The sequence below is a fragment of the Burkholderia sp. A9 genome (genome assembly GCF_000801975.1).
In genome coordinates this window covers 15,196-31,741 of the sequence record NZ_JSZN01000033.1, presented here as the reverse complement: position 1 = coordinate 31,741, position 16,546 = coordinate 15,196, and the positions used below count along the sequence as shown (strand labels likewise).

The 16,546-nt window shown below is 67.0% G+C and carries 19 protein-coding genes, 1 tRNA gene and 1 riboswitch; of the genes, 9 read left to right on the top strand and 11 right to left on the bottom strand.

The annotated features are described in order from the left end of the window. Positions 1-46 precede the first annotated feature (46 nt). The 3 genes from PI86_RS13730 to PI86_RS13720 all read left to right on the top strand — a co-directional run bounded on the left by PI86_RS13730 (position 47) and on the right by PI86_RS13720 (position 3,034). Positions 47-964, top strand: a complete 918-nt coding sequence (locus tag PI86_RS13730; RefSeq protein ID WP_039323516.1) for a UDP-3-O-acyl N-acetylglycosamine deacetylase — start codon at positions 47-49, stop codon at positions 962-964. A gap of 64 nt (positions 965-1,028) precedes the next feature. Beyond that, entirely contained in the window at positions 1,029-2,357 is a 1,329-nt protein-coding gene (locus PI86_RS13725; protein ID WP_039323360.1) for an aminotransferase class I/II-fold pyridoxal phosphate-dependent enzyme, read from the top strand. Further along, positions 2,357-3,034, top strand: a complete 678-nt coding sequence (locus PI86_RS13720; RefSeq protein ID WP_235362782.1) for a GNAT family N-acetyltransferase — start codon at positions 2,357-2,359, stop codon at positions 3,032-3,034. The genes PI86_RS13725 and PI86_RS13720 overlap by 1 nt, the downstream gene beginning before the upstream one ends. Before the next feature lie 24 nt (positions 3,035-3,058). Here PI86_RS13720 and PI86_RS13715 read toward each other — a convergent pair whose 3' ends face one another. Together PI86_RS13715 and PI86_RS13710 are read right to left on the bottom strand one after the other, a co-directional pair. Continuing rightward, positions 3,059-3,892, bottom strand: coding sequence for a class II glutamine amidotransferase (locus PI86_RS13715; protein WP_014897973.1), 834 nt, complete (start codon positions 3,890-3,892; stop codon positions 3,059-3,061). A gap of 146 nt (positions 3,893-4,038) precedes the next feature. Continuing rightward, the gene (locus tag PI86_RS13710; RefSeq protein WP_014897972.1) at positions 4,039-4,368 is read right to left on the bottom strand and encodes a carboxymuconolactone decarboxylase family protein; all 330 of its coding nucleotides are present in this window, start codon (positions 4,366-4,368) and stop codon (positions 4,039-4,041) included. A 130-nt stretch (positions 4,369-4,498) separates the two neighbouring features. On the opposite strand from PI86_RS13710, the gene PI86_RS13705 reads away from it, so the two are divergent. Then, the gene (locus tag PI86_RS13705; RefSeq protein ID WP_039323354.1) at positions 4,499-5,446 is read left to right on the top strand and encodes a cupin domain-containing protein; all 948 of its coding nucleotides are present in this window, start codon (positions 4,499-4,501) and stop codon (positions 5,444-5,446) included. Between the two features lie 261 nt (positions 5,447-5,707). On the opposite strand, the gene PI86_RS13700 is transcribed toward PI86_RS13705, so the two are convergent. From PI86_RS13700 to PI86_RS13660, 9 genes are all read right to left on the bottom strand, one after another. After that, positions 5,708-5,784, bottom strand: a tRNA-Lys gene (locus PI86_RS13700). 112 nt (positions 5,785-5,896) lie between these two features. Next, a complete protein-coding gene (gene ybgF / locus PI86_RS13695) occupies positions 5,897-6,646 on the bottom strand; it encodes a tol-pal system protein YbgF (protein WP_014897970.1) in 750 nt (249 codons plus the stop codon). Between the two features lie 19 nt (positions 6,647-6,665). Beyond that, the gene (gene pal / locus PI86_RS13690) at positions 6,666-7,178 is read right to left on the bottom strand and encodes a peptidoglycan-associated lipoprotein Pal (protein WP_014897969.1); all 513 of its coding nucleotides are present in this window, start codon (positions 7,176-7,178) and stop codon (positions 6,666-6,668) included. A gap of 17 nt (positions 7,179-7,195) precedes the next feature. Continuing rightward, positions 7,196-8,491, bottom strand: a complete 1,296-nt coding sequence (gene tolB / locus PI86_RS13685) for a Tol-Pal system beta propeller repeat protein TolB (RefSeq protein ID WP_039323351.1) — start codon at positions 8,489-8,491, stop codon at positions 7,196-7,198. A gap of 109 nt (positions 8,492-8,600) precedes the next feature. Further along, the gene (tolA, locus tag PI86_RS13680; RefSeq protein ID WP_039323348.1) at positions 8,601-9,668 is read right to left on the bottom strand and encodes a cell envelope integrity protein TolA; all 1,068 of its coding nucleotides are present in this window, start codon (positions 9,666-9,668) and stop codon (positions 8,601-8,603) included. Then, positions 9,665-10,114 (bottom strand): protein TolR, encoded by a 450-nt coding sequence (tolR, locus tag PI86_RS13675; protein WP_014897966.1) that lies wholly within the window; start codon positions 10,112-10,114, stop codon positions 9,665-9,667. Before tolR ends, tolA begins: the two co-directional genes overlap by 4 nt. A 10-nt stretch (positions 10,115-10,124) precedes the next feature. Next, positions 10,125-10,802 carry a protein TolQ gene (gene tolQ, locus PI86_RS13670; protein ID WP_010091489.1) on the bottom strand — a complete coding sequence of 226 codons (678 nt, stop codon included), beginning with the start codon at positions 10,800-10,802 and terminating at the stop codon, positions 10,125-10,127. Between the two features lie 130 nt (positions 10,803-10,932). Then, positions 10,933-11,418, bottom strand: coding sequence for a tol-pal system-associated acyl-CoA thioesterase (ybgC, locus tag PI86_RS13665; protein WP_039323341.1), 486 nt, complete (start codon positions 11,416-11,418; stop codon positions 10,933-10,935). 118 nt (positions 11,419-11,536) lie between these two features. Next, complete coding sequence (locus PI86_RS13660) at positions 11,537-12,283, bottom strand: SDR family oxidoreductase (RefSeq protein WP_014897964.1); 747 nt, start codon at positions 12,281-12,283, stop codon at positions 11,537-11,539. A 180-nt stretch (positions 12,284-12,463) separates the two neighbouring features. Beyond that, a riboswitch (ZMP/ZTP riboswitch) is annotated at positions 12,464-12,564 on the top strand. Between the two features lie 137 nt (positions 12,565-12,701). Between PI86_RS13660 and glyA the strand changes: the two genes are divergently transcribed. From glyA to PI86_RS13635, 5 genes are all read left to right on the top strand, one after another. After that, on the top strand, positions 12,702-13,949 hold the full coding sequence (gene glyA, locus PI86_RS13655; protein WP_039323339.1) for a serine hydroxymethyltransferase: 1,248 nt from the start codon (positions 12,702-12,704) through the stop codon (positions 13,947-13,949). Between the two features lie 6 nt (positions 13,950-13,955). Continuing rightward, on the top strand, positions 13,956-14,435 hold the full coding sequence (nrdR, locus tag PI86_RS13650) for a transcriptional regulator NrdR (RefSeq protein ID WP_014897962.1): 480 nt from the start codon (positions 13,956-13,958) through the stop codon (positions 14,433-14,435). 153 nt (positions 14,436-14,588) lie between these two features. Next, positions 14,589-15,152, top strand: a complete 564-nt coding sequence (locus PI86_RS13645; protein WP_039323510.1) for a GspH/FimT family pseudopilin — start codon at positions 14,589-14,591, stop codon at positions 15,150-15,152. Between the two features lie 29 nt (positions 15,153-15,181). Further along, positions 15,182-15,577 carry a type IV pilus modification PilV family protein gene (locus PI86_RS13640; RefSeq protein WP_235362772.1) on the top strand — a complete coding sequence of 132 codons (396 nt, stop codon included), beginning with the start codon at positions 15,182-15,184 and terminating at the stop codon, positions 15,575-15,577. Next, positions 15,561-16,403 carry a PilW family protein gene (locus tag PI86_RS13635; RefSeq protein ID WP_082012239.1) on the top strand — a complete coding sequence of 281 codons (843 nt, stop codon included), beginning with the start codon at positions 15,561-15,563 and terminating at the stop codon, positions 16,401-16,403. Before PI86_RS13640 ends, PI86_RS13635 begins: the two co-directional genes overlap by 17 nt. Positions 16,404-16,546: the final 143 nt, after the last annotated feature.

The following is a 16,546-nucleotide window of genomic DNA, read 5'->3' as shown; positions in this document are numbered from 1 at the left end:
GGAAGCAGGGAGCGCAAGCGTGCCAGCCGACGCGGAGATTGCCCGAATCAAGCTGCCGCCGGGTTGGCACGCGAGCGAGGGCACGCTGGCGCGGCCGCTCGCGTTGTCGGGACACGGCCTGCACACCGGGCGGCGTGTGCAGGTGCGGATCCTGCCGGTGACGCCGGCGGGCGGGCGGCACGGGATCGTGTTTCGACGGATGCGCGACGGGCGCGAGCTCGGTGTGCTCGAAGCCGCTCCCGCACTGCGCCGTGCACAGCCGCTCTGCACGATGCTGCGCAATGCCGACGGCGTCGGCGTGCGGACCGTCGAGCATCTGCTCGCGTCGCTGCTGGCGTGCGAAATCGATCACGCGATCGTCGAGCTCGATGCGGAGGAAGTGCCGATTCTCGACGGCAGCGCAGCGCCGTGGGTCGACGCCATTCGCGCCTGCGGCCGCAGCGCGCTCGACGCACCGAAGCGTTTCATCCGCGTGCTGCGCCCCGTCGTGGTCGCGGACGGCGCCGGCGATCAGCGGCGCGAAATGCGGATCGAGCCGGCGCCGCGCTATGAACTGAGCGTGCGCAACGACCTGCGCGGTTTCGGCGACATGCACTGGGACGGCGCGCTGACACCGGACGCGTTCGCGACTGAAATCGCACCGTCGCGTTCGTACGGGCGCGTGAAGTGGGCCGTACCCGCGATCATCGCGGGGTATGTGCGCGGCGTGCCGATCCTGCGCGGCGCGCGGCCGTCATGCACGGCGTCGATCGTCGGCAATCGCGTGCTGGGCGGGATGCGGCTGCCGGAGGAGTTCGTCCGGCATCGCGTGCTCGACCTGGTCGGCGATCTCGCACTGGCCGGCGCGCCGCTGCTCGCGCGCGTGAGTGCGTTGCGCCCGAGCCACGAGATGAATTTCCGGCTGGTCGATGCGCTGCTGGCCGATACCGGCGCATGGCAATGGGCCGAGTTTTCCGACGCGTGACACCACGCTTTTTAAAAATACGCGGCGTAACATAGCGCCTTTTCGAGATACAGCGAAGGAAGCAATGGCACTGGGAGAACACCTTCGCCAGCAACTGGCGGCGAAAGCCCTGAAGCGGCAACTGGAGCGCGCGACGGACGCCGCCGCTGCGCCGGGCGTGCCCGGTACGCCGGCGGCACAGGCCGTATCGGCGCGCAGCCGTTTCGAATCGATGCCGCAGTATCAGCAGGTCAGGATCATGCGCGAGATGGGCGAGAAGCTGCGCGTCGACTCGCCGTTCTTCCGCGTACACGATGGCATCGCCGGCGCGACGACGCAAATCGGCGGCCGCGAATACGTGAACTTCGCGAACTACAACTATCTCGGTCTCGCCGGCGATCCGGCCGTGTCCGAGCGTGCGAAGGCCGCGATCGACCGCTACGGCACGTCGGCGTCCGCGAGCCGGATGGTCGCGGGCGAGCGCCCGGTGCAGCGCGACCTCGAGCGGGCGCTGGCCGCGTTCTACGAGACTGACGACTGCGTCGCGTTCGTGAGCGGCCACGCAACCAACGTGACCGTGATCGGCGCGCTGTTCGGCCCCGGTGACCTGATCGTCCACGATGCACTCGCGCACAACAGCATCGTGCAGGGCGCGCAGCTGAGCGGCGCGAAGCGGCTGAGCTTCGCGCACAACGACTGGCAGGCGCTCGACGAATTGCTGTCGCGTGTGCGCCGCGACTACCGGCACGTGCTGATCGCGATTGAAGGGCTGTACAGCATGGATGGCGATTTCCCGGACCTGCAGCGCTTCGTCGACGTGAAGACGCGCCATGGCGCGTTCCTGCTCGTCGACGAAGCGCATTCGCTCGGCGTGCTCGGCGCGACAGGCAAGGGCATCCGCGAACATTGCGCCGTCGCGGCCGACCAGGTCGACATCTGGATGGGCACGATGAGCAAGACGCTGGCCGGTTGCGGCGGTTTCATCGCCGGCTGCCAGCCGCTCGTGGACATGCTGCGTCACCTGGCGCCCGGCTTTCTGTACAGCGTCGGGCTCGCGCCGACGCTCGCCGAAGCGTCGCTGGCCGCGCTCGAACGCCTGCAGGCCGAACCGCAGCGCGTTGCGCAACTGCAGGCGCGCGGTCGGCAGTTCCTGACCGAGGCACGCGCCGCGGGGCTGAACACCGGCACGAGCGCCGGGTATGCGGTCGTACCGGTGATCACCGGGAGCTCGCTGAAGGCCGCGCAGTGGGCGAACGCGATGTTCGACGAAGGGATCAACGTGCAGCCGATCTTCTATCCGGCCGTCGAGGAGAAGGCCGCGCGTTTGCGGTTCTTCATCTGCTCGACGCACGAGCCGCAGCAGATCAGCCGGACGGTCGCCGTGCTGGCGCGGCTCGCGGGGCGCGCAGCATGATGTCGGCCGCCGCGCCTGCGCGATCCGTCGGCGTTACGCAGGCCGGCAGGTTCACGTCGTTTCGCGCCGCGTGCGCGGACGATGCGGCGGCATGCGCGCCGCTCGTATTCGCATCCGGCGTCGGCGAATTCGGTTTCTTCCTCGGTGAAAGCGACGCGCGCTGCATCGCGTTCCTGCAACAGGCGTTCCGGTCGCGCCATGGCCGGTTCTCGTGGCGCCGGCACCGGGTCGCGGTCGGCGCCGACGGCACCGTGCTCGCCGTAATGGCCATCCATGACGGGCGCCGGACGCGGTTCGACGACGTGCACGTCGTGTGGGCATTGACGTGCTTCTTCGGGCTGCGCCGTACGCTCGGCCAGTTGCTGCGCGGGCTGATTCTGGAAACGGAAATCCCGGCGCCGAAGCGTTCGCAGATCCTGGTCGCACATTGCGCGACCGACGAACGCCAGCGCGGCACGGGCATCTTCACCGCGCTGTTGCGCGATGCGCTCGATTCCGGCGCGTTGCCGGACGACGCCAGCCGCGACATCGTGCTCGACGTGCTGACCCGCAACGCGCGCGCCCGCGCGCTGTACGAGCGGCTCGGCTTTGCCGCGCTGACGCGGCGTCGCGCGCGCTCGCGTTGGCTGCCCGCCGAACTCGATTCCGTACGCATGCGGCTCGCGCGCCGCGACTGACAGCGGCGCGAACGGCGCCGTCGCCTACTTGTGCCGCGGATTGAACGGCCGCTGCTGCACATCGGCTCCCTGCGCGACGATCGCCATGCTTTCCGGCACTTCTTCCCAAGCGCCGCGCAGGTCGACGAGCGGCTCCGATACGACCATGAACGCGTCGTCGCCGGCTTCCGCGATGCGCGGATTGTGCGGATAGAGTTCGTGCAGATGCTTGAACGACGTGCTGTGGAACAGCGAGCGCGACTGCCGTTCGCTCGAATAGCGCACCGCGATGATCCGGTCGCCGTCCGTCGCGCAGATCGTCATGTTGAGCGGCTCGGCGACACGATATCGCGCGGCGGTTTCCTCGACGACGCCGACCATCCGCTCGAGCGCCGGCAGCGGCGTCTGCTCGAGCCCGTAGGTCAGCGCGAGGCGGAACATCAGCTCGGAGTCGGTCGAGCCTTCGAGCGTCGGGAACAGCGCCGGGTCGACCTTCAGCGTCAGGTCGCGGCGCAGCTTGTGGAAATCGCGGATCAGGCCGTTGTGCGCGAACAGCCAGCGGCCGTGGCGAAACGGGTGACAGTTGGTTTCCTGCACGGGCGTGTCGGTCGCCGCGCGGATGTGCGCGATGAACATTCGCGAGCGGATCGCGCGCGCGGCTTCACGCAGGTTGCGATCGTTCCATGCGGGATGCACGGAGCGGTAGCGGAACGGGAGTTCATCGGGGCGGCCGTACCAGCCGATGCCGAATCCGTCGCCATTGGTGGTGGTCGCCCCGAGCTCCGAATGCAGGCTCTGGTCGATCAGCGAATGCTTCGCGCGAAACAGGACGGTCTCGAGATGGATCGGATTACCCGTATAGGCGAGCCAGCGGCACATGGCGTGCTCCTTCGCGATGAGTCGTTCGCGCATGGTAGCCGACTTCGCGGTGCCGCCGTTGTCGATCCGCGGCGGCCGGCCAACCGGCCGGCACCGCCGCGATCGTCATGCAACGGGGTGCAACCGTTGCACCCCGGCCGGGCGCGTCAGTCGCCGAGCGCGTCCATCACGCGCGCGGAGTAGACGAGCGCCGCGCCCGCATTCAGCGCGACCGCGACGCCGAGTGCTTCCGCCACTTCCTCCTTGGTCGCGCCATGCTTTGCGGCTTCGGCCGTGTGCACCGCGATACAGCCGTCGCAGCGTGTCGTGACGGCTACCGCGAGCGCGATCAGCTCGCGCGTCTTCGCGTCGAGATGGCCCGTCTTGGCGCCGGCCCCGGACAGCGCCTTGTAGCCGGCGAGCGTGTCGGGCGACAGCTTGGCGATTTCGCCGATGCGCGTCGAGAGTTCCTTCCGGTATTCGTTCCAGTTCAGCATGATGCGTCCTTTCGAGAAGTGGTGGGTCGGGCGGCGGATGCCGCGATCTCGGGCGATGCAGGGCTTATTCTGAGCGTTCATGCTGAGGGTTTCGATACGCTAGAGTGTCAATTTTTAGCGCAAACGTCTCATGGACGCATTGAGTCAACTGTTGTCGCTGGGCCGCAGCCATGTCGAGCTCGACGTGCGCTGCCTGCTCGACGGCCCGTTCGCGATGCCGCACGACCCGTTGCCGGCCGGCGAGGCGGCGTTTCACCTGTTGCTGTCCGGAACGTGCCGGTTGCGCACGGCGGACGGGCGCACGCTACGGCTGGCTGACGGCGACTTCGTGCTGCTGCCGGCGGGCGACGCGCACGATTTGTCGGATGTGGGCGGCGGTGGTGTGCGATCGGTCGCGTCGCTGCGCGAACCGGGCGCAGCCGGCGGCGCGGTGCTGCCGGTCAAGTCGAATCGCGATCTCGCGGACCCGGCCGATGCGAGTGTCGACCTGCTCTGCGGCCGCTTCGTCTATGCGCGCGGGGCCGGGGAATTGCTGATGCGCACGCTGCCGCGCGTGCTGCACGTCGGGTTGCGCGAAGCGTCGGGGCCCGCGTCGCTGCAACTGCTGACGAGCGTGCTGCGCGCCGAGGCATCGAATGCGCAGCCGGGTGCGCGCGCGATCGTGAACGCGCTCGGGCAGGCGCTGCTCGCGTATGCACTACGCGCGTACGGCCGCGATGCACGCGTGCCGGCCGGCTGGCTCGCGCTGGCTGCCGATGCGCGGCTCGGTCCGTCGGTTCAGGCTGTACTGCAGGCGCCGGAGCAGCCGTGGACGGTCGAGTCGCTCGGCATCGCATCCGCGATGTCGCGGGCGACGTATGCGCGGCAGTTTCGCGAGAAGGCGGGGATGAGTGTCGGCGCGTTCGTTGCGCAGATCCGGATGATGCACGCATGCGCGCTGCTGCAGGATACGCAGCGCGGGCAGGCGGAGATCGGGCAGGCGGTCGGCTATCAGTCGGAGGCGGCGTTCGGCAAGGCGTTTCGCGCGGTGCTCGGCACGACGCCGGGGCGCTGGCGGCGCGCGCAGCGCGGCGTGTAGGACTGCAAGCGCGGTTGGGGCCAAGCAATGAACCTGACCATCATCCAGCGGCCGGCGTTCGCATTCGTGGCCGCATCGTGGGGGCGCGCTGCTCGCCCGTTTCGCGGCCACCCGCATGCACCGGTGCACCGCAGGCTCCCCGTCCGGTCGACTTCGTTGAAATCGGCGCGCGCATCGTCGAGATGCCGAGCGCGACGCGGCAGGAAGCAGACGCAAAAAAGCCTCCACTTGGGAGGCTTTATTTGCACTATCAAAGATAGTTGGTAGGGTGGGAGGGACTCGAACCCTCGACTCTCTGATTAAAAGTCAGATACTCTAACCAACTGAGTTACCACCCCACGTTCTTGAAACCTGTTAGTCCGTTGCGCTAACAACAACTTGCGTAACGACCTAAAGAGCAAAAAATTATAGCGACGGTTTGCAGGTCTGTCAACAACTCGACGCGATAATTTATTTGATGCTCTCGATCTTGCCCTGCGCAGTCTGCGCAGCGTTCGATCCGGCGTACTGCGACACGACTTGCTCGAACGTTTTCTTCGCGGCCGCCTTCTGGCCTTGTTCGAGCTGGTTCGTGCCGATTGCGACGAGGGCGTCGGCCGCGCGCGGATGCTGCGGATACTTGCTCACGATCGCTTGCCAAGTCGCAGTCGAGCCGCGGTAGTCGCGCAGCGCGTATTGCGCGTTGCCGAGCCAGTACTGCGCGGTCGGCTGGTACGGGCTCTGCGGATACTTCGTGATGAAACCGCGGAACGATGCCGCGGCTGCCTTGAAGTTGCCGTTGCGGAACTGCTGTTGCGCCGCGCTGAGCGCTTCCGTTTCACCCGGCTGCACGGTGCCCTCGACACCATCGATCGTCGCCTGTTGCGGCTCGAACTTCTTGAGTCGCGTGTCGAGATCCTGGTAGTACTCCTTGTTCTGCCGTTCGAGCGTCGTCAGCCGGTTCGTCAGGTCCTCGTTCTCGCCGCGCAGCGTCGCGACCTGCTGGTTCAGCTGGTCGATACGGCCGGTTTGATCGAGGATCGTACGCTGGGCGGCCGACAACTGGCTGGCCTGGTTGTCGGTCTTGCTGCGCAGATCGAGCACGGCACGGCGCGCTTCGTTGTCGTCGAACACGCCGGCGTGCGCCGGCGCGGCCGACCACGCCGCGCCGACGACGCAGAATGCTGCGGCGATGCGCAGCCAGGATACACGGTGCGTCATACGGCGGCTCTTCCGTTACTTACTGTTGGTAGGCGAGGTCGGCGCGACGGTTCTGCGCCCACGATGCTTCGTCGTGACCTGCTGCTTGCGGCTTTTCCTTGCCGAGGCTCACGGCTTCCATCTGCGAGTCGTTCACGCCGAGCAGTGCCATCGCGCGGCGGACGGCTTCCGCACGCTTCTGGCCCAGCGCGAGGTTGTATTCGCTCGTGCCGCGCTCGTCGGTGTTGCCCTGGATCAGCACGTGGCGCTGCGGGTGGCTCTTCAGGTACTGCGTGTGTTGCTGCAGCAGCGGCTGGTACTCGTCCTTCACCGAATAGCTGTCGAAGTCGAAGTAGATGCTGCGCTTCGCGAGCGGGCTGTTCGGGTCGTTCAGCGGATCGACGTTCACTTGCGCGACGTTGTCGGCGCTCGGCTGCGTGCTGACTGCACCCGCGTTGTTCGCCTTGTCGTCGAGCTTCACGCCCGACTTACATGCGGCGAGCGCGCTGATCATCATCACGGCCAGGGCCAGACGAGCTTTGTTCGACATCATGGTTACTCTCCTTGTGGTCATTGCATGAAGGGCCCCCACGACGGCTCGCGAACGGAGCCGCCCTGGACGGACAGGATTTGCGGCGGCGCGCTGCCGTCGGAGGGCACTGCTGCCAGCACGTTGCGACCACCCGACTGGGTAGCGTAGAGAAGGTACTGGCCGTTTGCCGCGAAGCTGGGCGATTCGTCGCGATTGGTATTCGTGATGGCGTTCGCCGCACCGGATTGCAGATCCTGAACGTACAGCTTGAAGCCCCCACCCGTGCGGGAGATGTACGCGAGCAGCTTGCCGTCCGGGCTGATGCGCGGGCTGGTGTTGTAGCTGCCGGTGAAGGTCACGCGCTGTGCCGAGCCGGCGCTTTCGCCCTGTGCGGGCATCCGGTAGATCTGCGGTGCGCCGCCGCGATCGCTCGTGAAGTAGATCCAGCGGCCGTCCGGCGAATAGAACGGCTCGGTGTCGATCGAGCCGCTCTGCGTGAGGCGGCGCAGGCCGCCGCCCGTCGAGTTGACCGTATAGATTTGCGTGTTGCCCGACAGCGACAGCGCGACGGCCAGCGTGTTGCTGTCCGGCGACCATGCCGGTGCGCTGTTGTTGCCCTTCTGGTCGGAGACGATGTAGCGGCGGCCGGTCGGCAGGTCGTGGATGTAGACGATCGGCTTCTTGCGCTCGAACGACACGTACGCGACCTTCGTGCCGCTCGGCGACCAGGACGGCGAGATGATCGGTTCGGTGCTCGACAGCGCGATGCGCGCGTTCTGGCCGTCCGAATCCGAAATCTGCAGCTGGTAGCGGTTGCCCGTCTTGATCACGTACGACAGGCGCGTGGCGAACACGCCGCGCACGCCGAGCAGCTTCTGGTAGATGTAGTCGGCGATCTTGTGGCCGGCCGTGCGCATCGTGTTGTCGTTCGCCGTCAGCGACAGGCCGCCGAGGCTTTGCTGCTTCACGGTGTCGTACAGGATGAAGTTCACCTTGTACTGGCCGTTCGCTTCGCGGTTCACGCTGCCGGCCACGAACGCGTTCGCGCCCTTGGCCTTCCATGCGCCGAGATCGACCGAGGCGGTCTCGGGCACGGGCGTGCTGCCCGCGTCGATATTGGTGAATTTGCCGCTGCGGGCGAGGTCCGCGCGGACGATCGACGTGACCTGCTGCGGCAGGCCTGCCTCGTTCGCGAAGTTCGCGGTGGCGATGGGGAACTGGGTCGAACCGACACCGGTGATCAGCACGTTGACCTGCGCGTTAGCGGCGCTGCCCGCTGCAATCAGACACGACGCCACGAGTGCCCTGAATCCTAGCTTCGTCATCAAACTCATGCTTCTTGCTTCCCGTATGACTTGAATCGCTGCGCAACCGCAGAGACAGTAAAAATACCCGATTCGTTCCCGTCTGACAGCGACGCCGGGAGTGTAAGCGCATTTGCGTTCACTCCGCCGCCTTGAAGGTAATCGTAATGTCTGACGGGGTACGACCGTTAGAATCGGGCGGCAACGGGACCGACGCCTGGATCGCATTGACCACGGCTTGATCCCACCCCGAATTTCCGCTCGAACGGCGGATCGATACGCTCAGCACGTCGCCCGACGGCGTGCAGCGGATCGCGACGACGGTCGTCAGGCCGGCGCGCTCGCCGCCCCAGACGATGTTCGGCTTCACGCGTCGACGCACCTTGTCCGGATAGCCGGGCGATGCGGCATTGCCGCCGGAGCCCGAACCGGTACCGCTCTTCGCGAGGCCTTCGCCACCGCCTTCGCCGCCGCCGGACATGCCCTGCATCTGCGCGAGACGTGCGCTGCGTTCCCGGTCGAGTTGCGCCTTCGACGCCGCGTCGGCCTTCGCGCGTGCCGTCGCTTCGGCCTTGGCCTTCGCCTGGGCTTCCGCTTTCGCCTTCGCGGCCGCGTCGGCCCTGGCCTTCGCCGCCTGCTGCGCTTCCAGCTGTGCCTGCTTCTGCTGCTGCAGTTTTTGCTGCTGGAGCTTCTGCTGTTCGAGCTTCTGCTGCTCCACGAGCTGCTGTTGCTTGAGCTTGTCCGCCTGCTTCTGCTTTGCGCGCTCGGCCGCCTTCTCCGCGGCGAGCGCGGCGGCCTGCTGGGCCGCGAGCTGCGCGCGCCGGGCTTCCTCTTCCTGCGCCTTCAGCTGCTGTGCGCGGCGCTGCTGCTCGAGCAGCGCTTCGCGCGCGGCCGCTTCCTGCTGCCGCTTCTTCTGCTGCAGCGCGATGTCCGCCTGCTCGTCCCGGACCGGGGGAGGGGGCGGCGCGAGCTTTGCGGGCGGCGTGGGCGTGACGACGGGCCGCGGCGCGGGGACGTCGGGCACCTCGGTCCACAGCTCGGCTTCGGCGCCGGCCGGCGTGCTGTTCTGCCACTGCACGCCGTGATAGAGAAACAGCCCGAGCAACACGTGCATCAGCGCGGCGAGCGCGAATGCGCGCCAGGTGCCGCGCTCGCGAGGGGGCTGAGGCGGGTAGGCGTTGCTGCGCGTGGATTGCTGCCGGTTCATTGCGATTTGACGAGGAGGCCGACGCGCTTGACGCCGCGCGCCTTCAGATCCGACATCACGGTCATGACCGCATCGTACTGCACGGTCTTGTCGGCCGCGATCACGACCGGCTGGTCAGGATGGTCGGTCTGCCGGGCCAGGATGAAGCTGTCGAGCTCGGCCTTGGTCATCGTGTCTTCCTGCGTCGCGCCGGACTCGCCCTTGTACTTGACGCTCATCGTGCGGTCGGCCTTGATGTTGACGACGACGGGCGGCGTCTGTTCCTGCGGCGCGGCGTTGCCGACGGTCGGCAGGTTGATGATCGACGGTGCGACGAGCGGTGCGGTGACCATGAAGATCACGAGCAGCACCAGCATCACGTCGATGTACGGGACGACGTTGATGTCGGCCATCGCACGGCGCCCGCGGCCGCCGCGCATGCTGGATCGAATGGGACTTCCTGCCATGGCGTGCTCCTTACTGGGCCTGACGCTGCAGGATGTTCGAGAACTCTTCGATGAAGGTCTCGAAACGGATCGCGAGGCGGTCGATGTCGTGCGCGTAGCGGTTGTACGCGACCACGGCCGGAATCGCGGCGAACAGGCCGATCGCGGTGGCGACGAGCGCCTCGGCGATGCCCGGTGCGACGTTCGCGAGCGTGGCCTGCTGCACGTTCGCGAGCCCGCGGAACGAGTTCATGATCCCCCAGACGGTGCCGAACAGACCGATGTACGGGCTGACCGAGCCGACCGACGCGAGGAACGCGAGGTTGGCTTCGAGCACGTCCATTTCACGCTGGAACGATGCGCGCATCGCACGGCGCGCACCGTCGAGCACGAGGCCCGGGTCGCTGATCCGCTTTTCCTTCGCCTTCAGGAATTCGCGCATCCCCGATTCGAAGATCCGCTCGAGCGCGCCAATCGTATGACGGTTGTTGGCCGCGCTCTGGTACAGCGCCTGCAGGTCGCCGCCCGACCAGAAATCCCTCTCGAAGCGTTCGGTCTGCGCGCGGGCGCGGCGGATCGCGAACCACTTGCGGAAGATGAAGGTCCACGACATCAGCGACAGCAGCAGCAGCAGCCCCATCACGGCCTGGGCCAGCACGCTCGCGTTGAGGACGAGGGAAATGATCGACAGGTCTTGAGAAGTGTTCATAGAGGTTTGATTAACGTCCCTTCGGGGCGCCCGGTATGCGTGCGGCGCGGCGCGCCGGCCTGGCCTGGCGCCGAACCTTGCTTAGTATCAATTCAGGAAGGCAAGTTCATAGGCTTTGTCTAAACGGTGCTCATCCGAGCTTCGTTGACAATAGAGTCTGCCCGGTGTCGATGACGGGCCCGCGTTGCAGCGCGTCGAGCACGACCGGCGGGATCGCCGCGGGCCGGATGCCGGTACGGTCGACGCAGCCGAGGCGGATGTGGCCGGCGACGAGCAGCGTGTCGCCACGCCAGGCTTCCTGCGTGAATTCCACCGATGCGCGGCCGATACGCCCCGGCCGGCTCGTGATCGCCAGCGAGTCGTCGAGTCGCGCCGGCGCGCGGTAGTCGAGCGACGTGCTGCGGACGATGAAGATCGCGCCGGTGTCGTCGGCGAGCTGACGCTGGTCGATACCGCACGCGCGCAGCCATTCGGTGCGGGCGCGCTCGAAGAATTTCAGGTAGTTGGCATAAAAGACGATGCCGCCTGCATCGGTATCCTCGTAGTACACGCGAACCGGCCAGATGAAGCCGGAGGGCGCGTCCGGGGAGCGGGTAGGCTGAGTCATGGCGCGCATTTTACCGGAAGGCCGGGATCGGATTCGTAACCGATTCGTAACGGAATGTAGTACGCCGTAGCACACCGGAGCACGCCGCAGGCCGGCTGGAAGCAGGCCCGCGGCTGCGTTCGACGGGTCAGCCGCGATGGATCGCGAGGCCGGCCGGGGCCTGGGCGACCGGCATCATCTCGATGGTGTTGATGTTCACGTGCGCGGGGCGCGTCGCGATCCAGTAGATCGTGTCGGCGATGTCCTCGGCCGTAAGCGGCTGGACGTTCTGGTAGACGTTTGCGGCCTTCGTGTCGTCGCCGCGGAAGCGGACGTTCGAGAATTCCGTGCCGCCGCACAGGCCCGGCTCGATGTCGGTCACGCGCAACGGCGTGCCGATCAGGTCGGCGCGCAGGTTCAGGCTGAATTGTCGGACGAAAGCCTTGGTCGCGCCGTATACGTTCCCGCCCGGGTACGGATAGGTGCCGGCAACCGAACCGAGGTTGAAGATATGGCCGCGGCCGCGCGCGATCATGCCGGGCAGCAACGCGTGCGTGACGGTCACGAGGCCCGAGCAGTTCGTGTCGATCATGGTCTGCCACTCGTCGAGGCTGGCCTTCTGGGCCGGCTCGACACCGAGCGCGAGACCGGCGTTGTTGACGAGCACGTCGAGCGCCGCGAATTCGGCGGGAAGGGCGGTCGGCACGGCTTCGACGGCCGCACGATCGCGCACGTCGAGCTCGAGCGGCAGCAGCGCGTCGCCGAGTTCGGCCGCGAGCGCATCGAGACGATCCTTGCGGCGCGCGGTGGCGACGACGCGGTGGCCGCCCTTGACAAAGGCACGGGCGATGGCGGCGCCGAATCCGGCGGACGCGCCTGTGACGAACACGATCATTGCTGCTCCTGGTCGGTAACAAAGTAGCGGATAGTATCCCGCAAGCCTACTGAGATTGCCGCACCGCGGCAAGGCGGCGAAGCGCGTCGGCACGGGCGCGTAGAGTCTGGCCCCTATTGATTCGGAGCCGCTGCCGCGCGGTTGCCTATTCATGACGCATCCAATACACTAACGCGCTCATCACCCCTGCGTGACTGGCGATAGAACCCTTCGGGTTCAAGGTGGAGCATCCCACCGTGAAGCGCGGGGCACCGTTTTTGCCGTTCGCCTGGGCAGCCGTTGTGCGCCGTTGCGTGCATCGCCGGTGGCTGTCCTGTCTCGCGTCATACGGATTCTTCCGCCACGTCGAGCTGGTCCTGCCAGCAGCGCAATGTACTCGGCCGCCCCGGTCAACCTGTACACACTTAACGGAAACCGTATGTTTGACAGAGCCCAAAGCACCATCGCGAACGTCGATCCCGAAATCTTCGCTGCGATCGAGCAGGAAAACCGCCGCCAGGAAGACCACATCGAGCTGATCGCGTCGGAAAACTACACGAGCCCGGCCGTGATGGCCGCCCAGGGCTCGCAGCTCACGAACAAGTACGCGGAAGGTTATCCGGGCAAGCGCTACTACGGCGGCTGTGAATACGTCGACGTGGTCGAGCAACTGGCGATCGACCGTGTGAAGCAGCTGTTCGGTGCGGAAGCCGCGAACGTGCAGCCGAACTCGGGTTCGCAGGCGAACCAGGGCGTGTTCTTCGCGATGCTCAAGCCGGGCGACACGATCATGGGCATGAGCCTCGCGCACGGCGGTCACCTGACGCACGGCTCGCCGGTGAACATGTCGGGCAAGTGGTTCAACGTCGTCAGCTACGGCCTGAACGAGCAGGAAGACATCGATTACGACGCGGCCGAGAAGCTGGCTCAGGAACACAAGCCGAAGCTGATCGTCGCAGGCGCGTCGGCATTCGCGCTGAAGATCGACTTCGAGCGTCTCGCGAAGATCGCGAAGTCGGTCGGCGCATACCTGATGGTCGACATGGCGCACTACGCGGGCCTGATCGCAGCGGGCGTGTATCCGAACCCGGTGCCGCACGCGGACTTCGTGACGACGACGACGCACAAGAGCCTGCGCGGCCCGCGCGGCGGCGTGATCCTGATGAAGTCGGAGTACGAGAAGCCGATCAACTCGGCGATCTTCCCGGGTATCCAGGGCGGCCCGCTGATGCACGTGATCGCGGCGAAGGCCGTGGCGTTCAAGGAAGCGCTGTCGCCGGAATTCAAGGCGTATCAGGAGAAGGTGGTCGAGAACGCACGCGTGCTGGCTGAAACGCTGGTCAAGCGCGGCCTGCGGATCGTGTCGGGCCGTACGGAAAGCCACGTGATGCTGGTCGACCTGCGCGCGAAGAACATCACGGGCAAGGCAGCGGAAGCGGCTCTCGGTGCAGCGCACATCACCGTGAACAAGAACGCGATCCCGAACGATCCGGAAAAGCCGTTCGTGACGAGCGGCATCCGTCTGGGTTCGCCGGCGATGACGACGCGCGGTTTCGGCCCGGCGGAAGCGGAGCAGGTCGGCAACCTGATCGCCGACGTGCTCGAGAACCCGGAAGATGCAGCGACGATCGAGCGCGTGCGCGCGCAAGTGGCCGAGCTGACCAAGCGTTTCCCGGTCTATCGCTGATCGACGATGCGCTGCCCGTTCTGCCGGCATGAAGACACGCAGGTCGTCGACTCGCGCGTGTCCGAAGATGGCGCCGCGATTCGTCGGCGCCGTCGCTGCTCGGCTTGCGACAAGCGCTTCACGACGTACGAGCGGGTCGAGCTGAACCTGCCGGCCGTCGTGAAGAAGGACGGCAGCCGCACGGAGTTCGACCGTCGCAAGATCGTCGCCAGCATGCAACTCGCGCTGCGCAAGCGGCCGGTTGCGGCTGACGCGATCGACGCGGCGGTCGCCCGCATCGAATATCAACTGCTCGCGACCGGCGAGCGTGAAGTGCGTAGCGAGAAGCTCGGCGAACTCGTGATGAACGAGTTGCGCGGCCTCGATACGATTGCCTATGTCCGCTTCGCATCGGTATACCGCCGGTTCGAGGACGTCTCCGAATTTGCCGACGTGATCGAAGAGTTCCGTCGCGCGTCCCCCTCCAAGTCTCCGCGTAAGCGCTGACGCGCTGCGTTCGTACATCGTCTTCTCCGTAGGTTCGGTTCGCACCGATTGTGTCGGCTGCGATCGCATGTCGCCAGTCGGCCGTTCGGCTAATGGCGTGTGGCCGCTCGCGTCGCTACAGTCGTCGCATCACGTTGACGGAGGGCGATGGCGATGGAACTGCACCGGCGGGTCGTTGAGAACAGCATGCGCTGCTGCGGCGGGTTCACGCTCGTCGAGCTGATGGTCGCGATCGCGCTGGCGGCCGGGATCGGGCTGTACGCAGCCCCCGCTTTCGATCAGTGGCGCATGCGCGAACGCGTCGATGCGCGCTCGCGCGCGCTGCTCGGTGCGCTGTCGTTCGCCCGCACCGAGGCGACGCGTCTCGGCGTGCGCGTCACGTTGTGCCGGGCCGGGCGCGACGGCGACTGCGTGCAGTCCGGCGAACGGTGCGACCCGGCGGAATGGTCGTGCGGCTGGATCGTCAGCGGGCAGTTCGACGGGCAGTCGCGCGTGCTGCGGCGCTATCCGCGCGATGCCGACATTGCCGTCGCGGGCGCGGCGCACGACCTGGCGTTTGCGCCGCCGGCCGGGCAAGTGATCGGCGGGATCCGGCGGTTCGAATTGCGCCCGCAACGGGCGTTGCCGGGTGGGGACGCGGTACGCGTGTCGCGTTGCGTACGGATTGCGGCGGGCGGTCGGGCGCGCGTCGTCGCCGGCCGTTGCGACGCGGCGTGATGCGCATGCCAACGTGGATGCCCGCGCGGATGCGCGGCACGTCGCTGCTCGAAGCGGTGCTGGCGATTGCGCTGCTCACGGCCGTGATGCTGGCGGTGGCCGGCAGCCAGCTCGCGATGGCGCGCGCGCAGCGGGCGACGATCTGGCGTGAACGCGCGCTGTGGCTCGCCGATGCGCGCATCGAACGCCGGTACGCAGCCGCAGGTGCCGACGACGGCATCGAGGCGCTCGCGGCCGCATCGTTGCCGGGCGGCGCGATGACGCTCGACCACGGGGCAGGCGGGGTCCGGTATGTGATCGTTGGCTGGCGCGGCGCCGAGGCGGCGGCGCCGACGCGCTGCGAAGGCGCGGGGGCAGCGGTCGAGCCACCGTCGTGCGTGCGGATTCCGTTTCGGGAGGCCGAGGCCAATGCCAATGAGCGTTGATCGCCGCATTCGCGCGCATACGCTGCTCGAAGTGCTGATCGCGATGACTGTCGGTCTGCTCGTGCTGGCTGCTGCCGGCGCGCTGTACCACGCGCAGCAGGTCGCGCAGCGGCGGGCGGAAGACGGGTTCCGGATGCGCGATGCGGCCGCGACCACACTGACGCTGATCGGCCAGCAGCTCCGCATGGCAGGGTTCCGGCCGCTCGACGTCGAAGCGTCGCCGTCGTTGCCGCCGGTGTTCGGCTGTTCCGCGGGGCGCGTACGAGGCCACGGCGCGCAGGTGCGGTGCGAAGCCGTGCGCGCAGCGTCGGACGCGGTGCTGATCCGCTATGTCGGTGATGCCGTGTCGACATGGCCGACGCTCAGCGCTCAGGCATCGGATTGTCTCGGGCAGGGTGTCGGCGTGCCCGGCGGTCGGCCGCTCGTGGAAAACCGTTTCGACGCGCATGTCAGTCCGTCGACGGGCGAGCCGGAGCTGTACTGCGAAGGCAGCGGGCGCCCAGGCACGCCGCAACCCGTCGTGTCCGGGATCGACCAGCTGCGTGTGCGCTACCTGCGTCGCGCAGACGGGCAGTTCGTCGACGCCGAGGCGATGCGTGCCGGCGACTGGCGCGATGTCGTCGCCGTGCATGTATGCGTGCGTGCGCGCGGCGAACCGACCGGCGCGGCGACGGGCCATGTCGATTGCGATGGCCGCACGGTGGTTTCGCATGATGGCCGTGCGCAACTGGTGCTGCATCGAATCGTCGCATTGCGGAATTCCGCGTTTGCCGATTCCGGAGGTGAAGTAGCGCATGCATACGAGACATACGAGACGTTCCGATGATCCGCGCAAACAAGCCTGCCGGCGAGATCGCGATGCGAATCGAGGTGGACCATGCGAGCAAGAGCATCGCGGCGTCCTGCGGCACGCAGCACGCGTCGGGGGCATCGTGCTGAACCGACGAGAACGGAGCACACGCGTTCTGT

Excerpts from the sequence above, each read along its gene's own strand:
- PI86_RS13725 (WP_039323360.1), top strand. The coding sequence starts at position 1,029 with ATGGCACTGGGAGAACACCTTCGCCAGCAACTGGCGGCGAAAGCCCTG.
- PI86_RS13720 (WP_235362782.1), top strand. The coding sequence starts at position 2,357 with ATGTCGGCCGCCGCGCCTGCGCGATCCGTCGGCGTTACGCAGGCCGGC.
- PI86_RS13715 (WP_014897973.1), bottom strand. The coding sequence starts at position 3,892 with ATGTGCCGCTGGCTCGCCTATACGGGTAATCCGATCCATCTCGAGACC.
- PI86_RS13710 (WP_014897972.1), bottom strand. The coding sequence starts at position 4,368 with ATGCTGAACTGGAACGAATACCGGAAGGAACTCTCGACGCGCATCGGC.
- PI86_RS13705 (WP_039323354.1), top strand. The coding sequence starts at position 4,499 with ATGGACGCATTGAGTCAACTGTTGTCGCTGGGCCGCAGCCATGTCGAG.
- ybgF (WP_014897970.1), bottom strand. The coding sequence starts at position 6,646 with ATGACGCACCGTGTATCCTGGCTGCGCATCGCCGCAGCATTCTGCGTC.
- pal (WP_014897969.1), bottom strand. The coding sequence starts at position 7,178 with ATGATGTCGAACAAAGCTCGTCTGGCCCTGGCCGTGATGATGATCAGC.
- tolB (WP_039323351.1), bottom strand. The coding sequence starts at position 8,491 with ATGAGTTTGATGACGAAGCTAGGATTCAGGGCACTCGTGGCGTCGTGT.
- tolA (WP_039323348.1), bottom strand. The coding sequence starts at position 9,668 with ATGAACCGGCAGCAATCCACGCGCAGCAACGCCTACCCGCCTCAGCCC.
- tolR (WP_014897966.1), bottom strand. The coding sequence starts at position 10,114 with ATGGCAGGAAGTCCCATTCGATCCAGCATGCGCGGCGGCCGCGGGCGC.
- tolQ (WP_010091489.1), bottom strand. The coding sequence starts at position 10,802 with ATGAACACTTCTCAAGACCTGTCGATCATTTCCCTCGTCCTCAACGCG.
- ybgC (WP_039323341.1), bottom strand. The coding sequence starts at position 11,418 with ATGCGCGCCATGACTCAGCCTACCCGCTCCCCGGACGCGCCCTCCGGC.
- PI86_RS13660 (WP_014897964.1), bottom strand. The coding sequence starts at position 12,283 with ATGATCGTGTTCGTCACAGGCGCGTCCGCCGGATTCGGCGCCGCCATC.
- glyA (WP_039323339.1), top strand. The coding sequence starts at position 12,702 with ATGTTTGACAGAGCCCAAAGCACCATCGCGAACGTCGATCCCGAAATC.
- nrdR (WP_014897962.1), top strand. The coding sequence starts at position 13,956 with ATGCGCTGCCCGTTCTGCCGGCATGAAGACACGCAGGTCGTCGACTCG.
- PI86_RS13645 (WP_039323510.1), top strand. The coding sequence starts at position 14,589 with ATGGAACTGCACCGGCGGGTCGTTGAGAACAGCATGCGCTGCTGCGGC.
- PI86_RS13640 (WP_235362772.1), top strand. The coding sequence starts at position 15,182 with ATGCGCGGCACGTCGCTGCTCGAAGCGGTGCTGGCGATTGCGCTGCTC.
- PI86_RS13635 (WP_082012239.1), top strand. The coding sequence starts at position 15,561 with ATGCCAATGAGCGTTGATCGCCGCATTCGCGCGCATACGCTGCTCGAA.